Annotated in this window: 15 protein-coding genes; 8 read left to right on the forward strand and 7 right to left on the reverse strand. The window is 40.4% G+C overall.

The features are described from left to right. Nucleotides 1-1,428, reverse strand: a complete 1,428-nt coding sequence (dnaA, locus tag FCR2A7T_RS08510; protein ID WP_035118042.1) for a chromosomal replication initiator protein DnaA — start codon at nucleotides 1,426-1,428, stop codon at nucleotides 1-3. A gap of 188 nt (nucleotides 1,429-1,616) precedes the next feature. On the opposite strand from dnaA, the gene FCR2A7T_RS08515 reads away from it, so the two are divergent. Beyond that, a complete protein-coding gene (locus FCR2A7T_RS08515) occupies nucleotides 1,617-2,027 on the forward strand; it encodes an acyl-CoA thioesterase (RefSeq protein ID WP_023570872.1) in 411 nt (136 codons plus the stop codon). Between the two features lie 18 nt (nucleotides 2,028-2,045). On the opposite strand, the gene FCR2A7T_RS08520 is transcribed toward FCR2A7T_RS08515, so the two are convergent. From FCR2A7T_RS08520 to ribD, 3 genes are read right to left on the reverse strand one after another with little or no spacing between them, the layout of a single operon-like run. After that, nucleotides 2,046-2,654, reverse strand: a complete 609-nt coding sequence (locus FCR2A7T_RS08520; RefSeq protein WP_023570873.1) for an IMPACT family protein — start codon at nucleotides 2,652-2,654, stop codon at nucleotides 2,046-2,048. An 8-nt stretch (nucleotides 2,655-2,662) separates the two neighbouring features. Next, on the reverse strand, nucleotides 2,663-3,262 hold the full coding sequence (locus FCR2A7T_RS08525; RefSeq protein WP_035117951.1) for an HAD family hydrolase: 600 nt from the start codon (nucleotides 3,260-3,262) through the stop codon (nucleotides 2,663-2,665). After that, entirely contained in the window at nucleotides 3,259-4,299 is a 1,041-nt protein-coding gene (gene ribD / locus FCR2A7T_RS08530; protein WP_035117953.1) for a bifunctional diaminohydroxyphosphoribosylaminopyrimidine deaminase/5-amino-6-(5-phosphoribosylamino)uracil reductase RibD, read from the reverse strand. The genes FCR2A7T_RS08525 and ribD overlap by 4 nt, the downstream gene beginning before the upstream one ends. Before the next feature lie 27 nt (nucleotides 4,300-4,326). Between ribD and FCR2A7T_RS08535 the strand changes: the two genes are divergently transcribed. Both FCR2A7T_RS08535 and FCR2A7T_RS08540 read left to right on the forward strand, forming a co-directional pair. After that, nucleotides 4,327-4,815 carry a GNAT family N-acetyltransferase gene (locus FCR2A7T_RS08535; RefSeq protein ID WP_023570876.1) on the forward strand — a complete coding sequence of 163 codons (489 nt, stop codon included), beginning with the start codon at nucleotides 4,327-4,329 and terminating at the stop codon, nucleotides 4,813-4,815. A gap of 150 nt (nucleotides 4,816-4,965) precedes the next feature. Then, complete coding sequence (locus FCR2A7T_RS08540; protein ID WP_023570877.1) at nucleotides 4,966-5,400, forward strand: RrF2 family transcriptional regulator; 435 nt, start codon at nucleotides 4,966-4,968, stop codon at nucleotides 5,398-5,400. A gap of 35 nt (nucleotides 5,401-5,435) precedes the next feature. Here FCR2A7T_RS08540 and FCR2A7T_RS08545 read toward each other — a convergent pair whose 3' ends face one another. After that, nucleotides 5,436-7,253: a hypothetical protein gene (locus tag FCR2A7T_RS08545; RefSeq protein WP_023570878.1), complete on the reverse strand. Its 1,818-nt coding sequence runs from the start codon at nucleotides 7,251-7,253 to the stop codon at nucleotides 5,436-5,438. 117 nt (nucleotides 7,254-7,370) lie between these two features. On the opposite strand from FCR2A7T_RS08545, the gene FCR2A7T_RS08550 reads away from it, so the two are divergent. The 5 genes from FCR2A7T_RS08550 to FCR2A7T_RS08570 are packed head-to-tail and all read left to right on the forward strand — an operon-like array spanning nucleotide 7,371 to nucleotide 12,697. Beyond that, nucleotides 7,371-7,802 carry a c-type cytochrome gene (locus FCR2A7T_RS08550; RefSeq protein WP_199758429.1) on the forward strand — a complete coding sequence of 144 codons (432 nt, stop codon included), beginning with the start codon at nucleotides 7,371-7,373 and terminating at the stop codon, nucleotides 7,800-7,802. Beyond that, complete coding sequence (locus FCR2A7T_RS08555; RefSeq protein ID WP_051369539.1) at nucleotides 7,792-9,138, forward strand: cbb3-type cytochrome c oxidase subunit I; 1,347 nt, start codon at nucleotides 7,792-7,794, stop codon at nucleotides 9,136-9,138. Before FCR2A7T_RS08550 ends, FCR2A7T_RS08555 begins: the two co-directional genes overlap by 11 nt. Next, entirely contained in the window at nucleotides 9,135-10,064 is a 930-nt protein-coding gene (gene nadA / locus FCR2A7T_RS08560) for a quinolinate synthase NadA (RefSeq protein ID WP_035117956.1), read from the forward strand. Before FCR2A7T_RS08555 ends, nadA begins: the two co-directional genes overlap by 4 nt. Before the next feature lie 2 nt (nucleotides 10,065-10,066). Further along, nucleotides 10,067-11,602 (forward strand): L-aspartate oxidase, encoded by a 1,536-nt coding sequence (nadB, locus tag FCR2A7T_RS08565; RefSeq protein ID WP_023570881.1) that lies wholly within the window; start codon nucleotides 10,067-10,069, stop codon nucleotides 11,600-11,602. Between the two features lie 21 nt (nucleotides 11,603-11,623). Next, nucleotides 11,624-12,697, forward strand: coding sequence for an FUSC family protein (locus tag FCR2A7T_RS08570; protein WP_023570882.1), 1,074 nt, complete (start codon nucleotides 11,624-11,626; stop codon nucleotides 12,695-12,697). Nucleotides 12,698-12,721: 24 nt separating this feature from the next. Here the strand turns inward: FCR2A7T_RS08570 and FCR2A7T_RS08575 are convergent, their stop codons facing one another. Together FCR2A7T_RS08575 and FCR2A7T_RS08580 are read right to left on the reverse strand one after the other, a co-directional pair. Continuing rightward, nucleotides 12,722-14,710, reverse strand: a complete 1,989-nt coding sequence (locus FCR2A7T_RS08575) for a TonB-dependent receptor (protein WP_035117958.1) — start codon at nucleotides 14,708-14,710, stop codon at nucleotides 12,722-12,724. A gap of 144 nt (nucleotides 14,711-14,854) precedes the next feature. Continuing rightward, a complete protein-coding gene (locus FCR2A7T_RS08580) occupies nucleotides 14,855-15,694 on the reverse strand; it encodes a hypothetical protein (protein WP_023570884.1) in 840 nt (279 codons plus the stop codon). Nucleotides 15,695-15,739: the final 45 nt, after the last annotated feature.

Consider the following 15,739-nt stretch of genomic DNA (forward strand, 5'->3'; position numbering starts at 1 on the left):
TTATAACGATAACTTTTTGTGGATGTCGTCTACGTATTTCTTAAACTGCTTGTCGGTAGAAACCAAATTGTCCACGGTTTTGCAAGCGTGTAAAACGGTAGCGTGATCGCGGGAACCAATTTGCGAACCGATGTTAGCCAAAGAAGCTTTAGTGAACTTTTTAGCAAAAAACATCGCTAATTGTCTTGCCTGAACCACATCGCGTTTTCTGGTTTTTGACTGTAAGGTTTCCACGTCCAATTGGAAATAATCGGAAACGATTTTTTGGATATAATCGATGGAAACTTCGCGTTTTACATTCTTAACGAATTTCTCCACCACCTGTTTTGCCAATTCAATCGTAACCTCACGGTGGTTGAAAGACGATTGGGCAATTAAGGAAATAATGGCACCTTCCAATTCACGAACGTTGGATTTGATGTTTTTGGCCACATATTCTACAATATCATCCGGCATTTCAACACCGTCACGATACAGGATGTTTTTCAGGATGGAAACACGTGTTTCGTAATCCGGTTGGTGAATTTCCGCGGAAAGTCCCCATTTGAATCGTGATAACAAACGTTGTTCGATGTCCTGCATGTCTACAGGTGCTTTGTCGGAAGTCAGGATAACCTGTTTTCCGTTTTGGTGCAGATAATTAAAGATGTGGAAGAATACGTCCTGTGTTCCTGCTTTTCCGGAAAGGAACTGCACATCATCAATAATTAAAACATCTATTAATTGGTAGAAATGAATAAAATCATTTCTTGTATTTTTCTTAACCGAGTCTATATATTGTTGTGTGAATACTTCTGCCGAAATATACAAAACGGTTTTTTCAGGATATTTTTCTTTGATTTCCACACCAATGGCATGTGCCAAATGCGTTTTTCCTAAACCAACACCTCCAAATATAAGGAAGGGATTGAAAGAAGTTCCGCCCGGTTTGTTAGCAACGGCCATACCGGCAGAACGCGCCAATCGGTTGGAGTCGCCTTCAAGGAAATTGTCGAAACTGTAATTCGAATTCAATTGCGATTCGATTTTTACGTTTCGGATGCCCGGAATCACAAATGGGTTTTTTAACTCCGGATTTTTGTTCTGAATCGGAACGTCGATTTCCTGAGTTTTTACCGCAGAACGATTGTTACTTGGCAGCTGCTCCGTAAACGGAAGTTTGTTGCCAAGTTTGTTCTCCATTTTAATTTTATAAAGTAACTTTGCGCTCGGTCCTAACTCTTTGGTAAGCGCTACTTTTAATAACTTAACATAGTGTTCCTCGAGCCATTCGTAGAAGAATTTGCTGGGAACTTGAATATATAATGCGTTATCTGTAAGTTCAACAGCCTTGATAGGTTCAAACCAAGTTTTGTATGCTTGGTCTTGAATATTATCTTTTATAAAAGACAGGCAGTTTTCCCATACTGATTGCGCAGTTGTACTCATATATTCAGGCATGTTTTTGTAATTACGTGTTGGACAAAAAGTTAACGTAGGTTATCTTTTTTTTGATTGGGAAGACAAATATGTGGACAAAATTTTTCAAAAAAAAATCTTTTACATATTGGTTTTGTAAAAAAAAAATTGTAAGCCTTTTTTAAATAAAATTTAGAATAAATTAACGTAAATTTAAGATGAAAATTTATCAGTTTCAGGTGCGTGTCCGATATGCGGAAACCGACCAAATGGGGGTTGTTTATCACGGAAATTATGCGCAGTATTTTGAGATGGGACGCGTGGAATGGCTCAGAAACCTTGGGGTTTCGTATAAATGGATGGAAGAAAACGGAATTATGCTTCCGGTAGTTTCGCTGTCCATGAATTATAAAAAACCGGCGCGTTACGACGATTTGCTTACCGTGAAAACCATCTTTAAAAGTCAGACCTCTGTTAAGATAGAATTTGACTACGAAATCTATAATGAACAAGGGGAGTTATTAACAATTGGGAACTCAATTCTGGTGTTTGTGGACATGAAAACCGGACGCCCGACTTTACCTCCAAAATACGTTTCGGAACGGTTGGTGGATTTTGTGGAAAACTAAAAATATCACAAAATAATTTTATTCTTTTTCCAGAATCTCCACTTCAAATAAATTAGAGAAAATGTCGAATACCATTTCGGCATTTTTTTTTCGGGTGGCGATTTCAATTTCGCAACTCATTTCCATTTTTTGGGAAACGATGTCGAGGTTTTTTTCTTTGATGACCCGCATCACTTTATTCATGTTTTTGTAATCGAAACGAATCAGGTAATGGATGTCGATGGTTTTTTCAACAATCTCGGAAACTTCCAACGCCATTTGAGCTGCGGTTTTGTAAGCTGAAATCAATCCGCCTACGCCCAGTTTTACACCGCCAAAATAACGAACGACCACTACTAATATATTGGTGACTTCAAACGACTGAATTTGTCCGTAAATGGGCATTCCTGCCGAATTATTGGGTTCACCGTCGTCGTTGGCGCGGTATTGTATTTTGGTAGTGCCTAATTGATAAGCATAACACCAGTGTCGGGCTGAAAAATGCTGTTTTTTTAAATCGTCAATGATGGATTTTACCTCTTCTTCTGAATGCACAGGAAAGGCGTAGCCAAAAAACTTGCTGTTTTTTTCTTTGTAGAGCACTTCTTCGGAAGGAGAAGCTAGCGTTTTGTATGAATCGGTTTCCAATGAAAGTGTTACCAGGTTTTTTCAAACAAATCCACCACGTCTTCTTTACCTACTTCTAGGTTCCAAACGTGCATGCCTAAATTGGCCGCCACTTCGGTGTTGTGTTTGTTGTCGTCCACAAAAAGGGTTTTCTTCGGATTCAGATCGTGACGGTTGATGATGTAATTGAAAACATCCGGATCGGGTTTGCGCAAACCAATCTCATACGATAAATACACTTTCTCGAAACACTGATAGAATTCGCGTGCGAAAGTCATTCCTACTTTATGTTCGAATTTTTCAATGTGCGTTCTGTCGGTATTGCTTAGTAGGAATAATCGGTATTTTTGGGATAAACGTTGTAAAAATTCAAGGCGATACAATGGGAAATCCAACAAAATGCTGTTCCAGGCCTCGCGAATTTCATCGAGTTCTTTGTTGGGGATATAACGTTGAAATCCGGTGAAAAACTGCAACTCGTCAATTTTTCCTTTCTCATAACGTTTGTTCAAGCTGTCCAAATCTTCGTTCCAGCATACCAAACCTATTTTTCGCATATGATCAAAAGGAGCCTCCTGACTCAAATTGATAAAAACGTTTCCGAAATCAAAAATAATTGTATCGATCATACATTTCTGAAAATTAAAAGTTCGTCATCCAAAACAGTTTGCTTTTCGGTTAGTTTTCCTGTGAGATTTGGTGCCGATATTCCATTTGTAAAACTTACATTTCCTTTAAAAATCAAGGCTTCATCCCAAAGATTCGCGTCGATAAAGGTTTGTAAAGTTTGTCTTCCGCCTTCTATGAGTACCGATTGAATTTCATACTTGAAAAGCGTCTCGGCAACATTGAAAGGTAAAGAAGCATCAAAGGTACAATTTTCGTAAAAAAGATTATCAGAATTCTTGAAATTTTGATGCGCTGTTACGATGATTGTTTTGGTTTTATGGTCTTTTACGGAATATTCTTCCGAAATTTTTCCGGTGCGGTCCAATACAATCCGAATTGGGTTTTCTCCTGACCAATCGCGTACGTCCAATTTCGGGTTATCGTCCAAAACCGTTTGGGTGCCCACCAGAATCGCCTGTTCTTCGCTACGCCATTTGTGGACTAATTGTCGGGAATACGGATTGGTAATCCAAACCGGTTTTTGCTCCTCTCTAGTGATTGGTGCAATAAAACCATCCGCAGTTTCAGCCCATTTTAAAATGATATAGGGTCTCTTTTTCTGATGAAAGGTGAAAAATCGTTTGTTGAGTTCGTTGCATTCGTCCTCCAAAACACCCACAGTGACATTTCTTCCGGCTTCAATGAGTTTTTTGATACCGTTCCCGGCTACTTTTGCAAACGGGTCAATCGTGCCAATAACGACATTCGGAATTTTGTGGGCAATAATCAAATCGCAACACGGTGGTGTTTTTCCAAAATGACTGCACGGTTCCAAACTAACATAAATGGTTGCTTTGGATAAAAGCGACTTGTCTTTCACGGAATTTACGGCGTTCACTTCTGCATGCGGTTCGCCGGCTTTTCGGTGCCAGCCTTCTCCGATGATTTTACCGTCATGTACAATCACACTGCCCACTAACGGATTCGGATACGTCGTTCCCAAGCCATTTTTAGCCAGTTCGATGCAGCGTTTTATATAAATTTCGTGTATCTTCACCCTGCAAAAATAAGCTATTTCGCAATAATGAGTGAAGTGATTATCAGAGAAATCCAAAAAGCAGATAATGAATCGGTTGCTAAAGTAATCCGAAGTGTTTTGGAAGAATTTAACGTGCCGAAAGTCGGAACCGCTTACGCCGATCCGCAGTTGGATTGCATGTTTGAAACGTATTCCGAACCGAATTCGGCCTATTTTGTAGTGGAACAAAACGGCAAAATAATCGGTTGCGCCGGAATTGCCCCTTTGGCTAACGGTGCTCCGGAAGTGTGTGAATTGCAGAAAATGTATTTTTTACCCGAAACCCGAGGCTTGGGAATTGGTGCAAAGATGATGGAAACCTGTCTCGAAAAAGCAAAGGCATTCGGATTTAAACAATGTTATCTCGAAACTATGCCGTATATGGAAGCCGCTCAGAAATTGTATGTGAAATCTGGATTTGAATATCTTGATGCGCCAATGGGCTGTACCGGACATTCGTCGTGCCCGGTCTGGATGCTGAAACATCTGGAATAAGGCATTTTTTTCTTTGATTTCTTTTTGAAACACGATATTTTTATCTTTTTTGAATAAATATCCGGATTACTTTGTAAATCGGTTTTGAGTGAATTTCAAAATTCGTACTTTGCAGGGTGATTATTCCATCAATTATCAAACTAATTGTTTATGTTTTCAAAAGCATGCGAATACGGAATCAGAGCCACTATTTTTATAGCGGCCGAATCCTTAAAAAATAACAGAGTCGGACAAAAAGAAATCGCGGAAGAAATTGATTCTCCCGTGGCTTTTACGGCTAAAATTCTCCAGAAACTCGTACACCGCAATATTGTGAGTTCCGCTAAGGGAGTAGGCGGCGGCTTCAGTATTGATAAAAACCGCTTGAAAGACATCCGGTTGGTGGAAATCGTGGAAGCCATTGACGGCGATTCCATTTTCAGAGGCTGCGGTTTGGGCTTGAGCGATTGTTCCGAAGACCATCCTTGTCCGGTACACGATAAGTTCAAATCCATCCGTGGGGAACTGACCATAATGTTGGAAGATACCACTTTGGAAGAACTCGCGTTGGGAATAAAATCCGGCAGCACTTTCCTGAGATATTAAAACAAAAAAGGCCTGAATTTTCAAGCCTTTTTTTATTATGTCAACACTCCGATTTCAAGGGTTTCGAGTTCGGTTTTGTATTGGTTCAGTTCGTGCTGTATCGCTTCTTTTTCTTTTTGGAAATAGTTTCCGCTCGCAAAAAGAGTTCTGTAATACTCAATGCCCGAAAGCAAGTTTTCTTTGAAATTGTTCAGCTTCTTTTGTTGTGCGACATTTTCGGATTCGAAAGCTTCCTGTACTTCTTTTTTAAAGTAATTCAGATACAACGACAGTTCCTTCACAAACATATTAGGGCGCCTCACGTTGTTCAACACCGATTTGTACCCGTAAATGTGCTGTACCATTTCGGGTAACGAATATTGTCGGTTAAAATAAGCAATATTCGGCCCTGGACAAACCACAACGCCTTGTGCTTCGCCTTTGATTTTGATATTGTTCTCCAACAAAGAAGCATTCGCCAATCCAATGCAAAGACAGGATTTCTCCGTGATGGCATTTTGTTTTTTAGCATATTCTCTTTCGGACAGGTTCTCTTTTTCGGTTTCGAGTTCCTCCAGTTTTATGTCCTGATATTTTCGGGACGCGGTACAAATGCCTTTTTCATCGTATTGCTTGCTCAACGCCAAGTATTTTTTCGGACATGAACTTCCGGCTTTGTTTTCGTGAATGCGTTTTTCTCTCAGTAGTTCATTGGTAGTGCCTTTTACGGTATTGAACGGAATGCCCAACGGCGAAATATGACTCAGATACAAATCTTCTTCTTTGGCTTTGGCCAACAATTCACGGGTATCGTTATCCGAGGAAGTTGCTTCGGGAACCAAAAGGAATGGAGAACCCCAACCCACTGAATCGGTTTTGTAAAAATCCAATAAGAATTCGTGTTCTTCAGCTGTTCCTACACCACCTTGTACCGTGATTTTTAGTTCCAAAGGCGTTTCAGGTACCGGAAGGTTTTTCTGTTGTAACGCTTTGCACAATAATTCATGCGCCGAAGCAATCAGATTTTCTTTTTTCTGTTTGAATTCTTCCAGAATTGGGCCCAATAAATAACCGTCGGTGGCAAAGGCGTGTCCGCCACAATTTAGTCCTGATTCTATGCGGTATTCGGAAACCCATAGGCCTTTTTTAGCAAGGAAATTGCCCTGAATCATTGCCGAACGGAAATCGCTTACTTTCAATATGATTTTCTTCTTCAGCTCCGAATTTTCGTTTGGAAAGAAATCGGGAAACGTTTCAAAATAGCTGTACAGTCTCGGGTTCATTCCGGCAGACAAAACCACCGATGAATTTAAAGTGCTGTTGGCAAAGCCTCGCAAAGCGGCATGCGCATCGTTAAATTCCACCGGAAGCTGTTCTTTTTTGTCAAAGTTGTCCTTGTCGACTTTCGTCATGATGTTGATGTCGATTTCACCGGGAAACAGGTTTTTTTCCAGATAATTTTTGATGTTTTCCTTAATGATACAACCTTCCTGAATGAAATTTTCCAGTCCTTTTTTAATTTCCGATTTGTTGGGCAGCATGGTGATGTAATTTTCCAAAGCGGCTTTGCTTTCCGAAAGTTCGGTTTTGAAATTTTCAAATTTTTCGGTTACGATTTTATCAACCGTATTCAGATAAGACGTAATACGTTTGGCCCGGTAATCGCTTATTTTTTGTGAAATTTCCTGATATGGCAAATCAAACTTTTTGCTGTAAAAGGCGTTCATTTTCTCAATCAGTTCATCATCCATAATGGAAATCACAGACGAAATGCCGTATTGTGCCACGCGAATCGGACTGTCAATTGTATACGCCAATCCCATCACCGGAATGTGAAAGGTGTGTAAGCTATTGGTTTTTAATGTTTTTTGCATTGCGTTGAATTTAATTCGCAAATATTGCGCTTCTATTTTTAGTAGAAACTGATAAAAATCATACTTCTTTGTTTTTATTAAGGATATTTTTGTCTTCTATTGTTTTTAACTCTAATAATGCAAAAGAGAACGAAAATTTATATGGGCTGCATGCTTGCTTTGGTGAGTGTTTTCGGGTTGTACAATTTTACGATTTATACCGGTGAGGACAGCCGATACGAAACACCACTCAGTGAAAAAGCACTCCACGGACAAACACTTTGGCAACAAAATAATTGTTTTTCCTGTCATCAGTTGTATGGTTTGGGAGGTTACTTGGGGCCCGATTTAACAAATGTTTTTTCAGATGAAAACAAAGGTCCGGACTACATCAAAGCTTTTTTGAACAGTGGTATCAAAACAATGCCCAAGTTTCATTTTTCCGAGGCGGAGCAAGAAGCGATCGTAACGTTTCTGAAAGAAGTGGATGCGTCAGGGTATTATCCGAATTATAATGCCACCATCAAACCGGATGGGTGGGTTGATATTGAGTATAAAAATGAGAAATAAAATATCCTTAGTTTACATAGCCACCGCTTTACTGGCATTATTGCTGGGCATGATTTTCGGAATTTTGTCCGGACTGCAATACGTGATTCCCGAATTTATAAAAGAACTGCTTCCTTTCAACAGTTTGCGTCCTTTCCATGTAACGAGCGTTATCGCCTGGATTATTCTTTGCGCTGTCGGCGGGATTTATTATTATTTGTCGAATTCGGGAACCCTGCGTTTGTATTCGAACCGATTGTCGCAACTCCATTATTTCCTTTTTTTAGGTATTGGTCTGACCATCTATTATAGCTATTACACGGGAAATTTCGGAGGAAAAGAATACCTCGAGTTTCCGCCGTACCTGATTTTACCGATACTTTTCGGATGGCTGTTGTTCGGTATTAATTATTACAAAACAATGGTGGGCAACATAAGAAACTGGCCGGTGTATTACTGGATGTGGGGTACCGGAATTGTTTTTATGACCTATCATTTAAGTGAAGCCTATTTGTGGCTACATCCCGATATCAAAAACAATTTCATCAAATCGTTGGCGATTCAGTGGAAAGCCGGAGGTTCGTTTGTAGGCTCCTGGAATATGTTGGTGTACGGTACGGCAATTTATCTGATGGCAAAAATCAAAGGGGATGACAGCATCGGCAGACAACGCAAATCCTTCTTTTTTTACTTTCTCGGATTGACGAATTTAATGTTCGGATGGGCGCATCATATTTATATTGTTCCGACAGCGCCGTGGGTTCGTTATGTTGCGTACGGCATCAGCATGACCGAATGGATTATCTTATTCCACATGCTTTACGAATGGAAAAAATCGCTTCCGGAGGAAACCAAAATCAAAAACCTGTTGCCGTATAAATTTCTCGTGATGGCGGATGTCTGGGTATTTCTGAACCTGATTTTAGCGTTATTATTTTCCATACCGGTCATCAATTTTTTCACGCACGGCACGCATATTACGGTGGCGCATTCGATGGGAACAACCATCGGAATCAATACAACCATTTTACTGGCTTCGGTATTGTTTATCGTAAATCAGATCAAACCTGATTTTAACCTTTCATCCATCAAAAAAGGCTTCAAAATTTTTAACGTATCGCTTCTGCTTTTCTGGCTGAGTTTGCTTGTGGCCGGTGTAAAGCGAAGTCATTGGATGTATTTTACCAAAGGCATTCCATTTTCCGAAATGCAGTCGCAGTCGCATTGGATTTACATTGCATTTTTACTTTTCGGAACCGGAATTTTTATCGGATTATTTTTAATAACACTGCCCGTACTAAAAACACTATTAACAACCTACAACCTGAAAGGAATTAATGAAAATGAACACCCATGAAAAATCTTAAAGAAAAAATACTCGAATTAAAAAAACAGAAAAATGCGGTCATCCTGGCCCATTATTATCAGGAAGCCGATATTCAGGAAATAGCGGATTATGTGGGTGACAGCCTTGGTTTATCTCAGGAAGCAGCCAAAGTAGATGCCGATATTATTTTGTTTGCCGGCGTGCATTTTATGGCCGAAACGGCTAAAATTCTGAACCCGAATAAAAAAGTGATTCTTCCCGATCTGAAAGCCGGCTGTTCATTGGCCGAATCCTGTCCGCCGGATTTGTTCGGTGCCTTCGCTTTAAAACACGCCGATCACATGGTGGTGACGTATGTGAACTGTTCCGCAGAAATTAAGGCGATGAGCGACATCGTTTGTACGTCTTCCAATGCAGTGAAAATTGTGGAATCCATTCCGGAAGATGTGCCGATTCTATTCGCTCCCGATAAAAATTTAGGGAAATACATTATGGAGCAAACCGGACGAAAGCTGTTGTTGTGGGACGGCTCTTGTGTGGTGCATGAAGCGTTCTCGCTGGACAAATTAATCGCACTGCACAAGAAACATCCCGACGCCGAAATCATCGCGCATCCCGAATCGGAAACCCATATTCTGAAAACCGCAAATTACATCGGCTCGACTGCGGGCATGATTGACTACGTAAAGAAAAGCAGTAAAGCAAAATTCATAATCGCTACCGAAGCCGGAATATTATACAAAATGCAGCAGGAAGTTCCTGAAAAAACTTTGATTCCGGCACCGTCAAACGAAGACAATACCTGTGCGTGCAGCGAATGTGCCTACATGAAAATGAATACGTTGCAGAAAGTCTACGATTGTCTGCTAAACGAAAGTCCGGAAATCATCGTGCCGGAAACCATCCGCGAAAAAGCATTACTGCCGATTGAAAGAATGTTGGAGTTATCAAAATAGTTATGAGAACAGATTATCTTATCATTGGTTCGGGCGTGGCGGGGTTAACCTTTGCCTTAAAAATCGCCAATCATTTTCCGGAGCGAAAAGTTACGATTATCACGAAATCGGAGGAAGCGGAGTCCAACACCAAATATGCTCAGGGTGGCATGGCCGTGGTAATTGACGAGATTGAAGATTCCTACGAAAAACACATTGAAGATACTTTGATTGCCGGCGACGGCATTTGCGATACCGAGATTGTGGAAATGGTGGTAACCGAAGGGCCAAAACGCTTTAAAGAACTGGTGGCATGGGGGGCAAAATTTGATAAGAATCCCGAAGGCGATTTCGATTTGGGAAAAGAAGGCGGTCATTCGGAAAACAGGGTGGTGCATCACAAAGACCAAACCGGATTTGAAATTGAACGTACGATTTTAAAACAAGTCAGCCGTACCCGAAATATTACCATTTTAGAATACCATTTTGCACTCGATCTGATTATTCAAAATAACCGGTGCTATGGCGTTTATGTGATGAATGAAGGTGATGGAACGATTGAAATCTGTAAAGCCGGTTATACAATTTTGGCGACCGGAGGAATAGGGCAGGTGTACGGTCATACCACGAATCCGGAAATTGCAACCGGAGACGGAATCGCCATGGCATACCGTGCCAACGCTAAAATTAAGGACATGGAGTTTATTCAGTTCCATCCGACGGCTTTGTATGATGAAACGTCTGCCGATACATTCCTGATTTCCGAAGCAGTTCGCGGATTTGGCGCTTTTTTGCGCAATGCCGACGGACAACGATTTATGTTCGATTACGATACCCGAGGCGAATTGGCTTCAAGGGATATTGTTTCGCAAAGTATTTATAAAGAATTAAAAGAACGTCCGCATAAATGTGTCTATCTGGATTGTACGCATTTGGATATCGGTGAATTTAAGCATCATTTTCCAATGATTTACCGCCATTGCAATGATCTTGGGCTTGACATTACGCAAGACTGGATTCCGGTGATTCCGGCACAGCATTATTTGTGTGGCGGCATTGTAGTGGATAAAAACGGAAAAACTTCTGTCGAGCATCTTTTTGCCTGCGGTGAATGTTCCCGAACCGGTTTGCATGGGGCTAACCGACTGGCTTCAAATTCCTTGTTGGAAGCATTGGTGTTTTCGGATCGGATTTTTAAATATATTTCAGGTACGTCGCTGATTTCATTAACGGTCAATCAGGATTTTTCAGAATGGAATCCGATACAAAAAGGAGAAATACCTTCCGGTTATTTGAAAGAAACTGAAGAGGAACTTCAACTGCTCATGCGGGAAAATGCGGGTATTGTCCGTAACGATGTCGATTTGCTTTCGGCAAAAATCCGATTGACAGCATTGCAAAAAGAAGTGGAAGGGAAATACAGTCAATACAAAATAGCGACCTCACTTTGCGAATTGCGAAACATGATTCAGGTTGCCTTGTTGATTGTGGAACAGTCGTTACAACGCAGCAAGAATTGTGGCGGATTTTTGAAAATTAATCAGAGTGTTGTGGTTTAAAAAGCGTAATTTTGAAGTGTCATGATAACCCTGAAACAACTGCAATTTGAGCTATTAGCGCTTTTCCGATACAAAAAAAGTGAGCGGACATGGCATGTTCCTTTTTTAGCATCTTTATGCGTTGGAACACCATTGTTTATAGGCTATTATCTTGATAAACCGACTTATGGTATAACAGCATGTATAGGCGGATTGGTTTTTTTGTATTTGCCCACCGGTTCGTTAGCCCGTCGTATGGTAACCATGCTGGCCTGTTCTTTCGGATTTGTGTTTGCGTTTGCTATTGGGGTTTTGTTTAGTTTTAACCCGTATTTATCTTCAGTAATATTGGGACTTTTTGCCGCTTTTGTGCATTGGGTGTCCCGTTTTTTTCAGTTAAAACCGCCCGGAAATTTTTTCTTTATCATGATTGCTTCCATTGCGAGTTGTATGCCTTTTGATCTTGAGGGAATTCCCGTAAAAGTCGGTTTAATCGCGATGGGAACTATGTTGGCATCGGTAATTGCTTTCGGTTACAGTATTCTGATAACCAAAGGGACGGTTTTTAAATCGGAATTTGTGGTAGTGGTACAACGCAATTATGTGACCATTTTTGAAGCTGTTGTAATTGGGTTTTTTATGTCGCTTTCGTTACTGATTGGGTTATTACTGAAATTGGACAATCCTTACTGGTTGCCGATTTCGTGCGCCGCTGTAATTCAAGGTGTTACCTTGCAACAGGTTTGGCGAAGAACGTTTCAGCGCATTTTGGGTACTTTTGTCGGACTATTGCTAACATGGTTTTTGCTTCAGTGGGAATTGAACTTGTTCTGGATCTGTTTTAGCATCGTAGTATTTCAGTTTATTGTGGAAACGCTGATCGTAAGACAATATGCACTGGCAATTATTTTCATCACACCCCTTACCATTTTTCTGGCAGATGTTGGAAATTCACTCAATATTGATCCGAACGAATTAATCGCCACCCGTTTTTTTGATATTGTCATCGGAAGTGTCATCGGAGCTGTTGCCGGATGGCTGTTGCATCATCAGTACCTACGCAATAAATCGGAACGCCAAATCCGTAAAACCCGAATCGCGTTGTATCGGAAATAAGTTAAACCGTTTGATTCTGAATTTTTACAGACTAAAAGTAACATTCAGAAATACATTTCTTCCGCGTCTCGGGATGTTGTTCCAATCCGCAAAGGTGGAATATTTGGTGTCTAAAATATTTTCCATGCCCATTCTTGCATTAAGTTTTGTTTTTTCCAATCGGAATATATATCCTGCATTACAATTTAAAATTGCATAGCCCGGTGTGTTGTCTTCGCCATATTTCGGTGCAAACTGATTTTGTTGTGCGTTGCCCTGAACGGAAAATTCAGCAGTGAACGAATTGTATTTGTAGGCTAGCGTTGAGGTATAGCGGAACGGACTTATAAAGGGTAAATTTTCTTTGTTGTTGTCATTTCCTAAACTGTAAACCAATTGGTTTTTCCATTTCAAAGAATTCAGTAACTGATATTCTGCTGTGACATCCAAATTGAAAATTTCTGCATACGATAAAGCGGTATATTCTTTAATTCCGCTGGCGCCAATGGTCATCGGTAAAGCATCGGGATTTACTTTTCCAACGATATAATCGGAAATGTGAAAATAAGAACCCGCAATTTTAGAACTGAACTTTTTGTTTTTATAGCCGAACGAGGCGTTCATCTCAAAAGACTTTTCATTTTTTAAATGCGGATTTCCGATGTAATCATAGCGGTCAAAACTGTTGAAAAGATAAAAACCGTAGCCTTCTGAAACCGAGGGCGCGCGTTCGCCATACCCCAATCCGAAAACATAATCGAAATTATTTTTGGTATACGCCAACGAGGCAGCGGTACTTTTTAAAATGCGGTTGGTAGATTTTGCCACGTTTGGATAAAAAATTTGTATGCTTTGCAAGCCGAATTCACTGGCCACTTCGTTATTGTGATTTCCGATACTTGCGTTAACATGCAGCGCCGTGTGGCAATTGAATTCATAACGGTCTTCCAGAAACAGTCCGGTATAAAACGTTCTCACATCAGGCCAGGTGTACATGAACATCAGATTTTCATTCGGGTCACTCGGGTACATGGTCATTTCCGCTTTGGAGCGGTTGTAAAACGAGTTCAGATTGGCCTGAAAATGGTGTTTTTTATACGTTCCAATGATTTTTGAATACCCGCCAAAGGTGTCGCTCCATCCCGGCATGTCCATGTGAATCGGGACAAAAGGGCGTTTGGTGTCGTCCATTTTGTGGGTAATGGCGTTGTAATACAGTTTGGTTTCCCAGTTTTTAAAGTGTTTTGAGACGGGTTTGTATTCCACTTTTAAGGAAGTGATTAAGGCTTCTGCCAGGGAAACATCCATCGGAAGGGCAGGGTAGCCAACATCGGTAGCTTTATCATAAATTATGGAAGCTTCAACCAACTTGTTTTTGTCCCATTGAAAACCCGAAGTTCCTGAAATGTTGAATTTTCGGAATTGGGAAAACGCTACTTCTTCGTTGTTGCCGGCTTTGTAATTGTCGGCGTCACGGTACATAAAATCAGTATCCAGATAAAACTTTGTCTTGGAATAATTTATTGCAGTTCCGATGATTTTGTAATTACCATTGGTTTCGTATCCCGAATGCAATGCACCATTCCAGCCGGTTTCGCTAAAATTGCTTCGGTTGCGTTTTAAATCGATCGCGCCACCAATGGTCGCGCCGTGGCAAGTTCCCTGTTGTCCGGAAGTTACATTGGCTTCCGAAAGATTTGAAATTTCCACATAAGAGGTAATCGGGTCCATTTTATCGGTACAGGCTCCAAAAATACGCATACCTTCAATGGTTACCAATGTTCTTTCGGTAGCCATATTGTTGATAACAGGTTCCCATGCATAACCGCCCCGTTTAATCATGGTGATTTTATTGGACTGCTGTAAATAATCGTCAATCGAAGTCAGTGGTTTGGCTTGTTTTTGATGCAATTCCGTTTTTTTACCGATGACAATCACTTCATTTAAAGAGGTGGTTTTCAGACTGTCTTTTTCCTGAGCTGTCAAAATAACGGAAGTCAGCATTAGGATGATATGAAAAATAAGTTTTTTCATGATGTGTTTTTTAGGAATAAGCAAGAAGCAATCAACACAATTATTGATTGTGACTGCTCTTTTAGTAAGGATAAAAAGGTTGAAAGGAATTGAAAAGCGATAATTGTCTTTCAACCTTTTTAGTTTTAAAGGAAGGTAGGAAGCTTAAAATTCCACTTCAAAATAAATACTGCTGGCCGTAGTGGTGTCTGTGATTTCTTCGCCTTTCAGTACTTCGTTGACACTGTTTAACAATTGCAGATTGATTTTCCAATAACCGGTCATGGTTAGTGAAAGTTTACCGTTGTACAAAAGGTCAGTCGATTGCGTTAAATTCACGTTGTTAGGTGAACCGTGATTGCCCATACTTGGCATTCTAGGGTCGATTTTAACGGTATAGTTGTTGACTATCGGGAAATTCATCATGTTTTCCATTTTGAAAACGCCCATTTTAATATCGTTAACGGCAACTTTCGGACTTGTCGGTTCGATTAAAGCCAACACATATTTGGTGCCATCGGTTCCTGTGAAAGAAGTTACTCTTCGTTTTGCCGATGCCGGTACGCTAATGGTTTCATCTACGGAATATGCTGTTCCGTTGATGGAATAATTGATTTTTAACGACCAATATTCAGTGTCGTTTTGTGCCATCTGGAAAACAATGTAACCGTTGTATAACGTTTCTTTACCGGAAGTTTTTGTTACTGCAGAATACGGACAGGCATGCTGCATGGACATCATGTGCATTAACGGTGCCCAGGAAACGGTAGCGTTTTTTTCGTATTCATTCGTTGTTTTGTTTTTGATTCTCAGGGAAATCGCGTTGTGTCCTTGTTGTAAAACACCGGAAGCCGAATACAATTCGATCACATGGGTGTCGTTTGTTATTTCCTGAATTTTGGTTAAACCGTCCAATTCGTTTATGGTAACGGTTTCGTCATTGTCGGAGGAACATGAAGCGAAGATAGCAAGTAGTGCTAAAGATACTATTCTTAAAGTTTTCATTTTTATTCTTTTAAATTAATGTAATAAGAGCCTGTCCGAAAAGTT

It is taken from the genome of Flavobacterium cauense R2A-7 (assembly GCF_000498475.1).
Lineage (GTDB): Bacteria > Bacteroidota > Bacteroidia > Flavobacteriales > Flavobacteriaceae > Flavobacterium > Flavobacterium cauense.

Excerpts from the sequence above, each read along its gene's own strand:
- dnaA (WP_035118042.1), bottom strand. The coding sequence starts at position 1,428 with ATGAGTACAACTGCGCAATCAGTATGGGAAAACTGCCTGTCTTTTATA.
- FCR2A7T_RS08515 (WP_023570872.1), top strand. The coding sequence starts at position 1,617 with ATGAAAATTTATCAGTTTCAGGTGCGTGTCCGATATGCGGAAACCGAC.
- FCR2A7T_RS08525 (WP_035117951.1), bottom strand. The coding sequence starts at position 3,262 with ATGATCGATACAATTATTTTTGATTTCGGAAACGTTTTTATCAATTTG.
- FCR2A7T_RS08535 (WP_023570876.1), top strand. The coding sequence starts at position 4,327 with ATGAGTGAAGTGATTATCAGAGAAATCCAAAAAGCAGATAATGAATCG.
- FCR2A7T_RS08540 (WP_023570877.1), top strand. The coding sequence starts at position 4,966 with ATGTTTTCAAAAGCATGCGAATACGGAATCAGAGCCACTATTTTTATA.
- FCR2A7T_RS08545 (WP_023570878.1), bottom strand. The coding sequence starts at position 7,253 with ATGCAAAAAACATTAAAAACCAATAGCTTACACACCTTTCACATTCCG.
- FCR2A7T_RS08550 (WP_199758429.1), top strand. The coding sequence starts at position 7,371 with ATGCAAAAGAGAACGAAAATTTATATGGGCTGCATGCTTGCTTTGGTG.
- FCR2A7T_RS08555 (WP_051369539.1), top strand. The coding sequence starts at position 7,792 with ATGAGAAATAAAATATCCTTAGTTTACATAGCCACCGCTTTACTGGCA.
- nadA (WP_035117956.1), top strand. The coding sequence starts at position 9,135 with ATGAAAAATCTTAAAGAAAAAATACTCGAATTAAAAAAACAGAAAAAT.
- nadB (WP_023570881.1), top strand. The coding sequence starts at position 10,067 with ATGAGAACAGATTATCTTATCATTGGTTCGGGCGTGGCGGGGTTAACC.
- FCR2A7T_RS08570 (WP_023570882.1), top strand. The coding sequence starts at position 11,624 with ATGATAACCCTGAAACAACTGCAATTTGAGCTATTAGCGCTTTTCCGA.
- FCR2A7T_RS08575 (WP_035117958.1), bottom strand. The coding sequence starts at position 14,710 with ATGAAAAAACTTATTTTTCATATCATCCTAATGCTGACTTCCGTTATT.
- FCR2A7T_RS08580 (WP_023570884.1), bottom strand. The coding sequence starts at position 15,694 with ATGAAAACTTTAAGAATAGTATCTTTAGCACTACTTGCTATCTTCGCT.